We start from the raw sequence: 14,839 nt of genomic DNA, 5'->3' as shown, positions 1-14,839 counted from the left end.
CCAGGATGGCGCCAATCGATCCTGTTCCGTTGTGGGGCATAGGAGAGGCGCCCGCAGTCGTGTTCGCAAGGTTCACGAATCTGATGGTCCTCGTATTATGTATTAATGGGGGGGAAAATGCTGCCCGTCATCAGTGACTATCTTGCTGGATTAGAAAGGTCGATTGTCGGTCTTGCGGATAGCGGTTATCCCGTATTGTCCGTAATATTTGCCGCATTGATATTTGCGGTTTCGGCATATATTGCGCTGACGTAGCACGACTTTCGGTCAAGAATGAATTGCCGGAGCGAAGAGTCGACGCGCCTGTTTGATCGAATTCAGCACGCGGTTTTTATCTGAGGCTCCGATTTCCGGTCTCGCTTCCGTCCAGCCTCAATGGCAGACGAGTCGCATTTCCTTTCGCGAAACGCCATAGCCTTCGTCTGCCTCGACTTCGCGCATCTCGCATTGCCGGTCCTCTGCGGCCTGGGACTGGATGGTGACAGCCTCCACCGCCTGGGCGACGCCTTCGGCCATCACTTTTCCGACCGGCGAGACGAAACCAAGGCCGAATGCTGCGGCGACAGCCAGTGCAATCAGCGCCGGCGCAAACTTGTTTGACGTTTTCATGACCGCCTCAGTCGATTTCCGAGATCAGGAACATCGGCGCAAGCGAAACGTCTTGCCACGCCAAAGCATTCAACTGCCGGAACCTAAACGATGATGGTTGAGAAAGGGTTCGCACATGCGAAGGATTTGCGCGTTTCTATCTCCCCTCGCTGGGACAATCCAGTGCTAAAACGCAACAGTGGGCATCAAAAATCGGCATAGGTACAAACAGGGAACTTGAACCGCGGCCCGGCCTGTCCTATGGCAGGGCATGGCTAAACCGCATCTGCCGCCTCCGGGCGAGAACAATCCGCCGGTCAATCTGCGCGACGCGCTGGAAGAGCGCTATCTCGCCTATGCGCTGTCGACCATCATGGGCCGGGCCCTGCCGGACGCGCGCGACGGATTGAAACCCGTTCACCGGCGCATTCTTTACGGGATGCACATTTTGCGGCTCGATCCTGGCACGCCGTTCAAGAAATGCGCGAAAATCGTCGGCGACGTCATGGGCTCGTTCCATCCCCATGGCGATCAGGCGATCTATGACGCGCTGGTGCGGCTGGCGCAGGATTTTACCTCGCGTTTTCCGCTGGTCGACGGGCAGGGCAATTTCGGCAATATCGACGGCGACGGCGCCGCCGCCTATCGCTACACCGAAGCGCGCATGACCGAGGTCGCCCGCGCCCTGCTGGAAGGAATCGACGAGGATTCCATCGACTTCCGCGAGAATTATTCCGGCGACCAGAAGGAGCCGGTGGTCCTTCCCTCGGCCTTCCCCAACCTGCTGGCCAATGGCAGCCAGGGCATCGCCGTCGGCATGGCGACCTCCATTCCGCCGCATAATGTCGCCGAGCTTTGCGACGCCGCGCTCTATCTCATCGCCAATCCGCAAGCCGAGGCCGAACAATTGACGGTCTTCGTTCCCGGGCCGGATTTTCCCACCGGCGGCATCATCGTCGATTCGCCCGAAGCGATTCGCGAAACCTATCGCACCGGGCGCGGCTCGTTCCGCATCCGCGCGCGCTGGAGCAAGGAGGAGGGGGCTAGGGGCGTGTGGAACGCCGTGGTCACCGAAATTCCCTATGGCGTGCAGAAGTCGCGGCTGATCGAAAAGCTGGCCGAACTGGTCAACGAGCGCAAATTGCCGCTGCTCGCCGACGTGCGCGACGAATCCGCCGAGGATGTGCGGATCGTGCTGGAGCCGCGGGCGCGAAACGTCGACGCCGGCGTCATGATGGAAAGCCTTTTCCGCATGAGCGAGCTGGAATCCCGCTTCCCCATGAACATGAACGTGCTGGTCGATGGCGTGACCCCGCGCGTGGTTTCGCTTTCCGAAGCCTTGCGCCAATGGCTCGACCATCGCCGCAATGTGCTGGTGCGTCGCGCCCGCTTCCGCCTGGCCGAGATCGAACGCCGGCTGGAAGTCCTCGCCGGCATGATCATCGCCTTCCTCAATCTCGATGAGGTGATCCGCATCATCCGCGAGGAGGACGAGCCCAAGGACGTGCTGAAGGCGAGGTTCGAACTCACCGACAATCAGGCCAATTACATTCTCGACACCAGGCTTCGCTCGCTGCGCCGGCTGGAAGAGATGCAGTTGCGCAACGAACACGCCGAACTGACCCGCGAAAAGGGCGAACTGGAAACCCTGGTAGGCGACGAGAGCCGGCAGTGGAAAAGCGTCACCGCGCAGATCCGCGAGATCAAGAAGAAATGGGGGCCGCTTACGGCGCTCGGCAGAAGGCGCACCAGTTTCGAGGCGCCGCCCGCCGTCTCCAGCGATTTCGATCTGGCCGACGTGCTGGTCGAGCGCGAGCCGATCACGGTCGTGGTCACGCAAAAGGGCTGGATTCGCGCGTTGAAGGGTCAGGTTTCCGACCTGTCAAATCTGCAGTTCAAGGGCGACGACAGCCTGCGGGTGTCGTTCTTTGCCGAGACCACGTCGAAAATCCTGGTGCTGGCGACCGACGGCAAGATCTTCACCCTCGACGCCGCCAAGCTGCCGGGTGGACGCGGAGCCGGCGAGCCGATCCGCCTGCTGGCCGACATTGACGACGGCGAAGATGTCGCGGCCGTGTTCGTTCATCGTCCGGGCGGCAAAATGGTGGTTGCCGCGTCCGACGGACGCGGTTTCCGCGCCTCGCAGGACGACATGATCGGCAATACCAAGAAGGGCCGGATGCTGCTGAACGTCGATCCGCCGGCCAAGGCGCGGTTCATTATTCCGGTCGAGGGCGACCACGTCGCGGCGATTGGCGAGAACCGCAAGCTCTTGTGCTTCCCGCTGGAGGAAATCCCCGAAATGACGCGCGGCAAGGGGGTAAGGCTGCAACGCTATCGCGACGGCGGCCTGTCGGATATCAAGACCTTCGCTTTGGCGGACGGTCTTGGCTGGATCGATCCGGGCGGCCGCGTCTTCAATGTGGCGAAGGAAAATCTGACCGAATGGCTCGGCCACCGCGCCGAAGCCGGCCGGCTGCCGCCGAAGGGGTTCCCCAAGGCGAACAGGTTTGGATGACGCGCCGAGGCGGCCGCTAGGCTAGGGTTCACCATCATTTCAATCGGCGCTTGCTTCTATCGTTTTGCCGGCGCTACCTTGCGTCACCAAGCAACGTTAGTGGCGTATTGTCATGACTTCTAGTGTAACAAATGAAACTTATGCACTGCAGCCCGCCCTGAAGGCGATCAGGCCATTTCTCGCTAATGGCGTGGCGCAGGCGTGTATTTTCGGGATACCCTTCGTCCAGGCTCTGAAGGCAAATCCGGTGAGCCAGGAAGGCTCGCTCTATATCATCACGGCAAGCTGTTTTCTGTTCGCGGCCTTCATGTCCTCCTTGTCGATAACGCGGGCTTTGTCGGCGGCGGCCAACGATTACGATGACGATCGCTCCGTGCGGATTTCCAGCGCGATGTTGCGTGAGCAAATCAAGATTTTTTCGAATGTGGCGATATTATTTGCGTTGCTCCTGTCATTGGCGTCTTCCTTGATCATTGTATTTCACATGCAAATCGCTGCTTATGGGGCGATTGAGTTGCTGTCGGCCGCTTTGTCGGGCTTGGTTGTGTTCTCGGCAGCTTATTTCGCCATTGGCCGGACAGCGAGGGGGTTCATGGTTGTCAGGCGCAAAGCGAGTCCCATTATCGCTGCGATGATGACCGGGCCAGCGCGCCAATGCCGGCCGGCCGCCGCCGAAGGGTTTGCTCAAGGCGAATAAATTCGGTCTCCTCCAACGCCCAAGCGGCGCTGGCGCCAAATGCGTTTACGCGCCGGCGAAGTGAGAAAAAAGGCTTCCTGGGTCGAAAGTTTATGGCTTTGCCGAAACTTCGAACTGTTGAACTTTTGATGCTCTCGGCCGTTGTCCTTGGGAAGACGCCCAAAGAGTTGGCAAAGCAAAGTCTTTGACGTGCTCGCATGTTGAATTCATGGTTTAAATCTCTGCTATAATAAGCTGTTTATATACAATAATTCCGCAACTTAATGCGGAAAAAATTATGGGAGGAAACAATGAGGAGGCGCGAGTTCCTCGGCTTTTCTGTTTCCATTTTTGCTGGCGCCTCGTTGTGCCCGATGGCGATCTCTCGCGGGGATACGGAAGGCGTTACAATCAAAACTCTCGACGGCGGCGTCATCTCCCTAGACGGCGCCGCTTTACGTGAGTTGAAAGCGGGAATGCACGGCGAATTTCTGATCGACGGCATGCCCGAATATGAAACTTCGCGGCATATCTGGAACGCTGCGATCGATCGCCATCCTGCCGTGATCATCCGTTGCGCCGACAGCGAGGATATCGCGAGGGCCGTGCGTTTCGTCAAACGTCATAATGCGCTGCTCTCCGTTCGCGCCGGCGGACACAACCACGTCGGCTTTGCCGTTTGCGACGGCGGGGTGACGATTGATCTGACCCGCCTCGCCGGTGTCGAGGTCGACGCTTCCGCGAAAGCCGCCAAGGCTGGCGGCGGAACCACCTTCGGCGTCTATGATTCCGCGACGCACGAATCAGGACTGGCCTCGACCGGGCCGATCATTTCGATGGTTGGCCTGGGCGGCTATACTTTGGGCGGCGGCATCGGCTGGCTGCATCGCAAGCTGGGTCTGGGCTGCGACAATCTCGTCTCTGCCGAGATAGTGACGGCCGATGGAGAAATCGTCACCGCATCGGCGCAGTCAAACCCGGACCTGTTCTGGGCCATCAGGGGCGGCGGGGGCAATTTCGGCATTGTGTCCAGCTTCAAATACCGTTTGGCGCCGGTCAAAGACGTTCTTGCCGGCCTGATTTTTTATCCGCTTGAGGATCTCCCGAAGGTGGCGGCCCATGTTCGGGAATTCAACGCCGGAGCGCCCGATGACGTGTGTGTCTGGATGACGATGCGCAAGGCGCCTGCCTCGCCGGCGCTGCCCACGGAAATGCATGGCCGCCCTGTCGCGACGGTCGCGGTCTGCTGGGCCGGCGACCTCGAAACCGGCGAAAAGGTTGTAAAACCGCTTCGCCAGTTCGGCCAGCCGCTCATCGACCTGGTGAAAGTCCGGCCGTACCCGGATTGGCAGAAGGCGCTCGACCCGGCATGGGGCAACGGGTTCCGGAATCAATGGGTGGGGCATTATCTACCCGAACTCACCGACGCGGCCGCGCAAACCATGCTTGAACATGTTTCGATGGTCTCTTCGCCCTTCACGGACGTCAAGCTCGCCACAATGGGCGGCGCCGTGGCGCGCGTGGGCGAGAACGACACGGCCTGCGGATTCCGGGATTCCAAATATGCGCTGGTCATCCAGACAAGATGGAAAGACCCTGCGGAATCCGCTCAGCATCTTGCCTGGACTCAAGGTTTCTTCGACGCGATGAAGCCGCATGGCGCCGGAAAGGTCTATGTGAACTTTGTCGCCGACGAGGGCGAAAACCGCGTGGCGGACGCTTACAATGCTGGCGCGATGGCGCGATTGCGCAAGATCAAGGCCAAATACGACCCCGGCAATCTGTTCCGCATGAATCAGAATATTCGGCCGGGCTAGGCTGGAAGCTCACATTGCGGCGCGATCGACTTCGGTCGATTTGCGGTCGTCGCGCCGCAAAAGCTCCAGGGTCGTCAACAGCTTCGGCGTCGGCGTCGCGCCGCTGGTGAAATGGAAGGAAAAACTCCGTCCATTCGTCCGTCCTGCCGGAAAGCGCGCCGACAGTACATGATCCATGCGCCGCGCAATCGCAGGCGCGGGATCGATCCAGCGCAGCGGCCAGGGCGCGATTCGGTCGAAAATTTCGAGCAGCAGCGGATAATGGGTGCAGGCGAGCACGATCGAATCGGTGCGCCGCCCGTTCTTTTCGACAAAACAGGGCGCGATTTCCGCCGCGACTTGCTCTTCGGAAATAGCTTCGCCATGGACGAAACCTTCCGCGAGGCCTGCGAGATTTTTGGAGCCGACCAGAGCCACGTCGCAATGGCCGGCGAATCTCTCGATCAGGTCGAGTGTATAGTCGCGCGCTGCCGTGCCCGGCGTGGCGAGAATGGAAATCATCCGCGATTGCGAAAGCTCGGCCGCCGGCTTGATCGCTGGCACCGTGCCGACGAAAGGCGTTTGCGGCCAGCGGGCGCGCAGATGCGGCAGCAACAGAGTGGAGGCGGTGTTGCAAGCGATGACCACGCAATCGGGAGCATTCTCCGCGATCAGCTTCTCCATCGCGCTCATGACGAGAGAGACGACTTCCGCCTCGCTTTTCGGGCCATAGGGAAAGCCCAGGTCGTCGGCGGCGTAAAGAAATTCGGCATCGGGCCTTTGCCGGAGCAGGGCGCGAAAAACCGTCAGGCCGCCAAGGCCGGAATCGAAGACGAGAATTTTGGGGCTGCGATCCATTTTCCGCGCCGGGCAAGTTCCTTCGGGTCAGGGAACAGCTTTTAACGTGAAGAAAGCCTTAACGCCACCGGCGGGTCCGTCATAGTCTGTCGACAACAAAGCCAATGAGGGGGAAGCTATGCCGGTCAACAAGGGAATCCTTCTGGCTTCGCGGCCAGGCGCAGGCGCCAAGGCCACGGCCGAGAATTTCCAGCTCTTCGAGCGTCCGGCGCCCGAGCCGGAACCGGGCCAGGTACTGGTGCGCAACGAATATCTGTCGCTCGATCCCTATATGCGCGGCCGGATGGATGACGCGAAATCCTACGCCGCGGCGCAGCCGCTCGGCGAAGTGATGATCGGCGGGACGGTCGGCGAAGTGGTCGCCTCGCGGCATCAAAATTTCGCCGTGGGCGACAAGGTCGTCGGCATGGGCGGCTGGCAGCTCTACTCGATCAGCGACGGATCTTTCTTGCGCAAGATCGAGCCGAACGACATTCCCATTCAAGCCTGGCTCGGCGTGTTGGGCATGCCGGGCGTGACCGCCTGGTATGGCGTCAACAGGATCATCGAACCCAAACCCGGCGAAACGCTGGTCGTCTCGGCTGCGACCGGGGCGGTGGGATCGGTCGTCGGCCAGCTCGCCAAGGCGGCGGGAGCGCGGGCGGTGGGAATAGCCGGCGGTGCGGAAAAATGCGCCTATGCGGTCGAGACGCTGGGGTTCGACGCTTGCGTCGATCATCGCGCGGAAAATTTATACGAGCTCTTGAAGGCGGCGACGCCGAAAGGCGTCGATGGCCTTTTCGAGAACGTCGGCGGCAAATGTTTCGACGCCTGCGCCCGCCGGCTCAATGATTTCGCGCGGATCGCCATTTGCGGCCTGGTGGCCTCCTATCAGGTCGACGAGCCTTCGGCGCTGCGCGATCTTCGTGTGGTTCTGGTCAAAAGGGCGAAAATCCAGGGCTTCATCATCTTCGATCACCTGCCGCTGTGGCCGCAGGCCTTGGGCGAACTCGCCGGTCTGATCGGAGCCGGCAAATTGCGCTGGCGCGAAAGCGTGGCGGAGGGCATCGAGGCCGCGCCCGCCGCTTTTCTCGGCTTGCTGGAGGGGAAAAACTTCGGCAAGCAATTGGTGAAACTGCGCTGAAATCGGGTTCGCCGATTGACTTATGCAGCGCCGGGTTCTATGACCCCGCTTCTTCGCCCGGCTGATGCTTGGGAGGAGACTCGCACCCGTGACCGCTCCCTTTGACAGGTGAGCCGTCTGTCGGCCGGCAAATGCCGGCAGAGGAGGGCGCGTTATCCCGCCCGGCGGGAGGACGCTTTGGCTCTGCGCAATCTTTGCGCACGACTATCTGTCCTCATGCCGCATTCGAATTTTGAGGACTAGATGACCAAGCGTTCACAAGCCAAGTATAAAATCGACCGCCGCATGGGCCAGAACATCTGGGGCCGCCCGAAGAGCCCGGTCAATCGCCGCGAATACGGCCCCGGCCAGCATGGCCAGCGCCGCAAGGGCAAGATGTCGGATTTCGGCACCCAACTCAAGGCCAAGCAGAAGCTCAAGGGCTATTACGGTAATATTTCGGAAAAGCAGTTCCGCAAATATTACGCCGAGGCGATCCGTATGAAGGGCGACTCCGGCGACAACATGATCGGCCTGCTGGAGCGCCGCCTCGACGCCGTGGTTTACCGCGCCAAATTTGTGCCGACGGTTTTCGCCGCCCGCCAGTTCGTCAACCACGGCCACGTCAAGGTCAACGGCAAGCGCGTCAACATCGCCTCGTTCCTGGTCAAGCCGGGCGACGTGATCGAGGTCAAGGAAGCCTCGCGCCAGCTCGTCACCGTGCTGGAATCGGTCGGCCTGGCCGAGCGCGACGTGCCGGATTTCTATGAGGTCGATCATTCCAAGATGACCGCCAAGCTGACCCGCGTGCCGTTGCCGTCGGAAGTGCCCTATCCGGTGCAGATGGAGCCCAATCTGGTCATCGAATTCTATTCGCGCTGAGGCGCGAAACAAGAAAACCAAGTACGAGAAAATCTGGCCGCCTTCGGGCGGCCTTTTTTGTCTGCAGCTTGGCAATAGATGTGTGTCAACGAAATTTTGTCCTCCCGGCGCGACCATTCACGCCTTCGCGATAATATTTTTAAGCGAAGCGTTTACCGTTTTGCGAGAAGGAATCGCGACAAGCTCGGGTTCTTAAGCCTTTTTTTGCTCCGTTGTGGTCAGATCGGGAGAGGCTTCGGGAGGCGAAAATGACACGGCTGGCTGCACTTTTATGGGTGATGGGCGGTACGGTTCTGGCAGGATTGGCCGTTCTTGGCGTCTTGATGACGCCTGGCTTGACGGATGAGGCCCTGCGCTACATTCCGATCGCCGCCGTAGCCGGCTATGTCGTCGGCATTCCGCTGGCGTTGATGGCCGCCAAGGCGATCACGCGGGGGACGGCGGTGCGGCGCCGGATGGCGCAAGCCGCGGCTTGCTGCTGCGCCGAATAAACTGTTGAACTCCCTTAGCCGCGCCAGCGGCGCCAAAGGGCGAGCGCGGTCAAAGCTTGGATAAAAGCCCCGCCAGACGCATCAATCCTTCCGGCCAAGGCCCGTGACCGCTTTCGGCGTTGATATGGCCGGCATCGCCCGCGTCGGCCAGTTCGAGACCCCAGAGAGCAGCAAGCTTTTCAGTGAATTCATAATCCGCCAGAGCGTCGTTGCGGCTTGCCACGATCACGCCTGGAACCTGAAGCGCCGTCCGCGGCGCTTTTTCCTTGAATGCGGGGTCGATTAGGAAGCTTTTCACGTCGGCGCTGTCCGGGTCTGGCGGCGCGACCAGAAAGGCGGCGGCGATTTTTTCGCGGGTTTCGTCGTCTATGGCGCTGGCGGCGGCATAGGCTCCGAGACTATGTCCGACCAGCACCACGGGCCGCGTCGATTGGGCGATTTCACGCTTGATCGCGGCTACCCAGGCGTCGTGCCGGGGATTGTCCCAGTCCTCCTGCTCGATCATTCGCGCGGTGGAGAGCTTTTGCGACCAGCGGTTCTGCCAATGGTCGGGGCCGGAGCCGCCGAGGCCGGGAAGGATGAAAATATCGAGATCGGAAATACGCATGTGGTCTTCTAGCTAACGAGGGCCGGCAAGAAAAGCGCGTCGATCACAAGGTGAGGCGCAAAATCCGCACGCTCGCGCCGGCTGCGCAGGCCGGCGCCCCCGCGGGGCGGATGATCAGAACCTGCGATTGTGACAATACACGATTGAGCGAGGAATCCTGATCCGCATGCGCGGTGGCGATCATGCGCCCCTGTTCGTCCAGAGCCAAAGCGGCGCGAACAAATTCCTGACGCAGGCCGCCTTTCGGAAGAGCGGCGCCGGCGAAGGCGGGTTGGGAGCGGTCGGCCCCGGCGAGAGGATCGCCGCACAAGGCGCGGATCAAAGGTTTCAGGAAAAGCTCGCCGCAGACCACCGCCGATACCGGATTGCCGGGCAGGCCGAGCACCGTCATCGGCCCGATATGGCCGTGAATCAGCGGTTTTCCCGGCTTCATGTTGACCCGCCAGAAATTCAGCGCCATGCCTTCGCGCGCCAGGGCCCCGCGCGTCAGATCATGGTCGCCGACCGAGGCGCCGCCGATGGTCAACAGCACGTCGACCTGTTCCGCACGGGCGCGGCCGATCGCCGCCTCGATCTCGTCGATCCGGTCGGAACAAATGCCTAAGTCAATGACCTCGCCCCCCGCGGCAGCGATCAGGCCGAGCACCGAATAGGAGTTGGAGGCGACGATCTGGTCCGGGCCGCGGGGCGCGCCCGGCGCGACCAGTTCATCGCCAGTGGCCAGCACGGCGATCCGTGGCGCGCGCGCCAGCGGCAAAGTCGCGTGATCGGCGCTGGCGGCCAGCGCGATATCCGCCGGGCTGAGGCGGCGACCGCGTTCGAGAATTTTCTCGCCCTCGCGAAAGTCTATGCCGGCGAGCCGCACGTTGCGGCCGTGCTGAATCGGCGCCGTCGCGGTGACGAAGTCGCCGTCGCGCTGGGCCTCTTCCTGGACCAGCACCGTATCGGCGCCGTCGGGAATCGGCGCCCCGGTGAAAATGCGCACGGCCTCGCCCGGCCCGCACAATCCGTCAAAGCCACGCCCGGCGGAGGATTCGCCAATCACTTTTCGCGCGCCGGCGTCGTTGGCGCGCAGGGCGTAACCGTCCATGGCGGACAGGGGCTTTGGCGGCTGGGTGCGGCGCGCGAACAGGTCCTGCGCCAGGGTGCGGCCGAAACATTTCGCCAGCGGCGCATCCTCGATGGCGACGGGGCTTTTCACCGCCGCGAGAATGGCCTCGAGAGCCTCGTCGACCGACAAGGGTTTTTTGTTTTCGGTCATCGGCGGGAGCCCTCTCTCAGTCGGCGCGAACATAGTCCCCGGATTCGCCGCCAGTCTTTTCCAATAGCATCACGTTCTCGATGCGCATGGCGCGGTCCGCCGCTTTCAGCATGTCGTAAACGGTAAGGCAGGCGACGGAAACAGCGGTCAGGGCCTCCATTTCCACTCCCGTTTCGCCGGTCGTCTTGGCCGTCGCCTTGATGCGAAGCCCGGGCAACCGCTCGTCCGCTTTGATATCGACGTCGACCCTGGAGAGGTTGAGCGGATGGCAAAGCGGAATCAAATCCGACGTTCGCTTGGCGGCCATGATTCCCGCGATTCTCGCGGCGGCGAAAACATCGCCCTTTTTCGCCTGGCCGGACAAGCATAGCGCCAGGGTTTCCGCCCCCATGACCACGCAGCCCTGCGCCACGGCGATGCGGGCGCTGCGCGGCTTGGCCGAGACATCGACCATGCGCGCTTCGCCGGCCTCGTTCAGATGGGTAAGTCCGGTTTTGCCTGCGCTCATGCCGAGTGCGCGGTCGCCGGCGCGCCGGTCAGCAGGCTTTTGGTCGCCTCTTCAACATTGGCGTGCCGCATCAGCGACTCGCCGACCAGAAACACATTGATGCCGGCTTTTTGCAGCCGGGCGATATCGGCATGGGTCGAGATGCCGCTTTCGGCGACGAGCAGCCGGTCTTTTGGCGCCCGCGCGGCGAGGCGTGCGCTGGTTTCCAGCGTCACCTTGAAATCGCGCAGGTTGCGGTTGTTGATGCCGACCAGCGGCGTTTCGAGCGCCAGCGCGCGATCCAGTTCCGCCTCGTCGTGGGCCTCGGCCAACACGTCCATGTGCAAGTCGTGGGCGGCGACATTGAGGGCGCGCGCCTCGGCGTCGTTGACGCAGGCCATGATGATCAGGATGCAATCGGCGCCGGCGGCGCGCGCTTCATAGACCTGATAGGGATCGAACAGGAAATCCTTGCGCAGCGACGGCAGGCGGGACGCGGCATGGGCGGCGGCAAGATTGTCCAGGCTGCCCTGGAAGGAGGGACCGTCGGTCAGCACCGACAGGCAGGCGGCGCCGCCGGCCTCATAGGCACGGGCGAGCGCGGCTGGATCGAATTCGGCGCGGATCAATCCCTTGGACGGGCTGGCTTTCTTGATCTCGGCGATCAGGGCGGGGCGCCCGGCGTCCACCTTGGCCTCGATGGCGCGCAGAAAGCCGCGCGGGGGGTCGCGGTCATGCGCCTTGCGCTCCAGGGTGGAGAAAGGCACGCGCACTTTCGCTTCGGAAATTTCCGTCCGCTTGTAAGCTTCAATTCTTTTCAGAATATCGGGCATGATTCAACCTTAGCGCCTAAACCGCCGCCTGTGTACCGGCGTGGGATCGGTCGTTGGAGATTTTTATCAGTTTTTCGAGTGTAGCGGCGGCTTTTCCGCTGTCGAGCGCCGCTTCGGCGAGTTTTGCGCCCTCGGCGAGGCTGGCGGCCTTGCCGGCCACGACCAGGGCGCCGGCGGCATTCAAAACGGCTATGTCGCGATAGGCGTTTTTCGCGCCGGCGAGAACCGCGCGCAAAGCCGCCGCATTATGGGCCGGATCGCCGCCGCGCAGATCCTCGATCCTGCCGCGGCTCAACCCGGCCTGTTCGGGCGTGATCTCGAAGCGGCGCAGCTTGCCGTCCTCCAGAGCCACGACCTGGGTCGGGCCGGTGGTGGTGATCTCGTCTAGCCCGTCGCTTCCATGCACGACCCAGACGCGCTCGGCGCCGAGTTCCTGCAGGGCCCTGGCGATCGGCTCCATCCATTTTTCGGAGAACACGCCGAGCAGCAGGCGCTTGACCCCGGCGGGATTGGACAAGGGCCCGATCAGGTTGAACAGGGTGCGCGCGCCGGTCTCGCGACGTACCGGCGCGACATGGGCCATGGCGGCGTGATGCGCCTGCGCGGTCATGAAGCCGATATTGGCCTCCCTCAGGCTCGCCTCGATCCGCTCGGGCTCGATGCCGACGCCCACGCCCAATTCGCCGAGAACGTCGCTGGCGCCGGACCTCGACGACGCCGCGCGGCTGCCGTGCTTGGCGACCGGCACGCCGCAGGCGGCGACGATGATCGCCGCGAGCGTAGAGACATTGTAGGTGTTGGCGCCATCTCCGCCGGTGCCTACGATGTCCATCGCACCTTCAGGCGCCTTTACCCGCAACATTTTCGCCCGCATCGCGGTGACGGCGCCGATCAATTCGTCGTCGGTTTCGCCGCGCACGCGCAGGCCCATCAAAAAAGCGCCCATCTGCGCATGGGTCGCCTGTCCCGAAAGCAAAGCCTCGAACGCGGCTTCAGCCTCGGCGCGGGAGAGGATCTCGCCGTGGGCGATTTTCGAGAGGACGGGCTTGAACGCTTCCATGGTGTCAGTGGACCTGAATCGTCAATTTTGACGCTTGGCCGCGTTCCAGCTTTTCGCCAGATCGAGGAAATTGCGCAACAGGGCGTGGCCGTGTTCGGAAGCGATGCTTTCCGGGTGAAACTGTACGCCATGGACGGGATGGGTGATATGGCTCAAGCCCATGATCAGGCCATCGGCGGTTTGCGCCGTGACCGCCAGTTCGGTGGGAACCGAATCGCGGCGCACCACCAGCGAATGATAGCGCGTGGCCTTGAATGGACTGGGCAGGCCGTGGAAGAGCGTCTCGCCCTCATGAAAAATATCGGCGATCTTGCCATGGACGGGGGTCGGCGCACGCACGACCTCGCCGCCGAAAACCTCGCCGATCGCCTGATGGCCGAGGCAGACGCCGAGGATCGGGATCTTCGAACTGGCCTGGCGGATCAGGTCGAGGCAGATTCCCGCCTCATGCGGCGTGCAGGGTCCCGGAGACAGCACTAGGCAGCCCGGCTCCTCGGCGATGATTTCCTCGACGCTGGCCTGATCGTTGCGCAAAACCTTCACCCTGGCGCCGAGCGCGCCGAGATAATGCACCAGATTGAAGGTGAAGCTGTCGTAATTGTCGATCAGGGTGACGGAAGGCATCGAAATTCTCCGCCCGTTCGCTCGGGCTGTGTCGGGCTGTTTTGAGCGGAAGGGCGGGGGAAGTCAATTGCGGCGGCAGGTCGCGGATGCCGAGCCTCCTTTAACCCGGCCCCCGTCGATGCTATATCCTGTTCAACTCATATTTCGCCGGACTTGAACCGGTTCGAAGGACAAGACATGGCCGCACGCCCCCTCATGGAAATCACCGACGCCGCGGCGTCGCGCATAAAGATGCTGGTCGACAAGGCCGACGGCAAGGTTTTCGGCTTGCGCGTCGGCGTCAGGAACGGCGGCTGCGCCGGCATGTCCTATACGGTCGATCTGGCGGAAGAGGCGCTTCCGGGCGAGACGCTGGTCGAGGAAAAGGGCGCGAAAGTGCTGATCGACCCCAAGGCGATCCTGTTCCTGATCGGCGCGCGGATGGATTTCGTCACCACCAAATTGTCGGCGACGTTTACTTTTGCAAACCCCAACGAGACGGCGTCCTGCGGCTGCGGCGAATCGGTGTCCCTGACCGCTGTCGCGCCGGAAGTCCTGGCCGATTTCAACGCCTGAAACGCCCGCGTAGCTTCGTCATTGATCGAGCGCATTGCCGGTTTTCAGCGACTCCGCCACCCTTGGCTATGGGGACGGAGGAGTTTTTCATGACCTTGACTTATCAGCCGGGCATTGTTGCGCCTGCTTTGCCACATGGGCGATCGCTTTCCTTCTCTGTCGGGCACGAAACCGATCCCCGTCCGGCGCTGGCGCTGTTGCGTGAAAACTTTGATCCCGAATGGGGCGTCGTGGGCGTTGGCAAGCCCCTGGGTCGCGCTTTAGAGCGCGAAATGCCCGGCCTGCGGGTGTTTCCGGCGCTTTCGGGCGCGCCGCACGCCATTCCCTCTGTGCAACACGATTTGTGGATTTTTCTGCGCGCCATGGATCGCGGAGCGATCTTCGATTTTTCCAGAAAAATTTTCGACCTGCTCGAAGGCGGGTTCGTGATGAGCGACGCCATCGACACCTTCGCTTACGCGGGCGGACGCGACCTTTCCGGCTACGAGGACGGAACCGCCA

Annotated in this window: 16 protein-coding genes; 8 read left to right on the top strand and 8 right to left on the bottom strand. The window is 61.9% G+C overall.

Going from position 1 to position 14,839, the window contains the following annotated elements; translation table 11 throughout:
* Positions 1 to 372: 372 nt before the first annotated feature.
* On the bottom strand, positions 373 to 609 hold the full coding sequence (locus tag ACLP2E_RS11485) for a hypothetical protein (protein ID WP_442463774.1): 237 nt from the start codon (positions 607 to 609) through the stop codon (positions 373 to 375).
* 250 nt (positions 610 to 859) lie between these two features.
* Between ACLP2E_RS11485 and parC the strand changes: the two genes are divergently transcribed.
* The 3 genes from parC (at position 860) to ACLP2E_RS11470 (ending at position 5,599) form a co-directional block, all read left to right on the top strand.
* The gene (gene parC, locus ACLP2E_RS11480) at positions 860 to 3,106 is read left to right on the top strand and encodes a DNA topoisomerase IV subunit A (protein ID WP_442466002.1); all 2,247 of its coding nucleotides are present in this window, start codon (positions 860 to 862) and stop codon (positions 3,104 to 3,106) included.
* A 247-nt stretch (positions 3,107 to 3,353) separates the two neighbouring features.
* Positions 3,354 to 3,803, top strand: coding sequence for a hypothetical protein (locus tag ACLP2E_RS11475; RefSeq protein ID WP_442466001.1), 450 nt, complete (start codon positions 3,354 to 3,356; stop codon positions 3,801 to 3,803).
* A gap of 455 nt (positions 3,804 to 4,258) precedes the next feature.
* Positions 4,259 to 5,599 carry an FAD-binding oxidoreductase gene (locus ACLP2E_RS11470; protein ID WP_442466000.1) on the top strand — a complete coding sequence of 447 codons (1,341 nt, stop codon included), beginning with the start codon at positions 4,259 to 4,261 and terminating at the stop codon, positions 5,597 to 5,599.
* 9 nt (positions 5,600 to 5,608) lie between these two features.
* Here the strand turns inward: ACLP2E_RS11470 and murI are convergent, their stop codons facing one another.
* A complete protein-coding gene (gene murI, locus ACLP2E_RS11465) occupies positions 5,609 to 6,436 on the bottom strand; it encodes a glutamate racemase (protein ID WP_442465999.1) in 828 nt (275 codons plus the stop codon).
* 118 nt (positions 6,437 to 6,554) lie between these two features.
* Between murI and ACLP2E_RS11460 the strand changes: the two genes are divergently transcribed.
* The 3 genes from ACLP2E_RS11460 to ACLP2E_RS11450 all read left to right on the top strand — a co-directional run bounded on the left by ACLP2E_RS11460 (position 6,555) and on the right by ACLP2E_RS11450 (position 8,911).
* Positions 6,555 to 7,559 carry an NADP-dependent oxidoreductase gene (locus ACLP2E_RS11460; protein ID WP_442465998.1) on the top strand — a complete coding sequence of 335 codons (1,005 nt, stop codon included), beginning with the start codon at positions 6,555 to 6,557 and terminating at the stop codon, positions 7,557 to 7,559.
* Between the two features lie 243 nt (positions 7,560 to 7,802).
* Positions 7,803 to 8,420 (top strand): 30S ribosomal protein S4, encoded by a 618-nt coding sequence (rpsD, locus tag ACLP2E_RS11455; protein ID WP_442460804.1) that lies wholly within the window; start codon positions 7,803 to 7,805, stop codon positions 8,418 to 8,420.
* 248 nt (positions 8,421 to 8,668) lie between these two features.
* Complete coding sequence (locus tag ACLP2E_RS11450; RefSeq protein WP_442460805.1) at positions 8,669 to 8,911, top strand: hypothetical protein; 243 nt, start codon at positions 8,669 to 8,671, stop codon at positions 8,909 to 8,911.
* A gap of 49 nt (positions 8,912 to 8,960) precedes the next feature.
* Here the strand turns inward: ACLP2E_RS11450 and ACLP2E_RS11445 are convergent, their stop codons facing one another.
* The 6 genes from ACLP2E_RS11445 to ACLP2E_RS11420 are packed head-to-tail and all read right to left on the bottom strand — an operon-like array spanning position 8,961 to position 13,783.
* Entirely contained in the window at positions 8,961 to 9,518 is a 558-nt protein-coding gene (locus ACLP2E_RS11445) for an RBBP9/YdeN family alpha/beta hydrolase (RefSeq protein WP_442460806.1), read from the bottom strand.
* A gap of 43 nt (positions 9,519 to 9,561) precedes the next feature.
* Positions 9,562 to 10,779 carry a molybdopterin molybdotransferase MoeA gene (locus ACLP2E_RS11440; RefSeq protein ID WP_442465997.1) on the bottom strand — a complete coding sequence of 406 codons (1,218 nt, stop codon included), beginning with the start codon at positions 10,777 to 10,779 and terminating at the stop codon, positions 9,562 to 9,564.
* Between the two features lie 16 nt (positions 10,780 to 10,795).
* A complete protein-coding gene (gene moaC / locus ACLP2E_RS11435; protein ID WP_442460808.1) occupies positions 10,796 to 11,287 on the bottom strand; it encodes a cyclic pyranopterin monophosphate synthase MoaC in 492 nt (163 codons plus the stop codon).
* Entirely contained in the window at positions 11,284 to 12,099 is an 816-nt protein-coding gene (gene trpC / locus ACLP2E_RS11430) for an indole-3-glycerol phosphate synthase TrpC (protein WP_442460809.1), read from the bottom strand. The genes moaC and trpC overlap by 4 nt, the downstream gene beginning before the upstream one ends.
* A 16-nt stretch (positions 12,100 to 12,115) precedes the next feature.
* Positions 12,116 to 13,159: an anthranilate phosphoribosyltransferase gene (gene trpD, locus ACLP2E_RS11425; protein WP_442465996.1), complete on the bottom strand. Its 1,044-nt coding sequence runs from the start codon at positions 13,157 to 13,159 to the stop codon at positions 12,116 to 12,118.
* Positions 13,160 to 13,180: 21 nt separating this feature from the next.
* On the bottom strand, positions 13,181 to 13,783 hold the full coding sequence (locus ACLP2E_RS11420; protein WP_442460811.1) for an anthranilate synthase component II: 603 nt from the start codon (positions 13,781 to 13,783) through the stop codon (positions 13,181 to 13,183).
* A gap of 177 nt (positions 13,784 to 13,960) precedes the next feature.
* Between ACLP2E_RS11420 and ACLP2E_RS11415 the strand changes: the two genes are divergently transcribed.
* Together ACLP2E_RS11415 and ACLP2E_RS11410 are read left to right on the top strand one after the other, a co-directional pair.
* Positions 13,961 to 14,338, top strand: a complete 378-nt coding sequence (locus tag ACLP2E_RS11415) for a HesB/IscA family protein (protein WP_442460812.1) — start codon at positions 13,961 to 13,963, stop codon at positions 14,336 to 14,338.
* Positions 14,339 to 14,427: 89 nt separating this feature from the next.
* Positions 14,428 to 14,839: hypothetical protein (locus ACLP2E_RS11410; RefSeq protein WP_442465995.1), on the top strand; the 412-nt coding region annotated here is incomplete at its 3' end.

Source organism: Rhodoblastus sp. (assembly GCF_052145335.1).
GTDB lineage: Bacteria > Pseudomonadota > Alphaproteobacteria > Rhizobiales > Beijerinckiaceae > Rhodoblastus.
The sequence above is the reverse complement of the archived record's forward strand: the minus strand, read 5'-3'. Positions and strand labels throughout refer to the sequence as shown.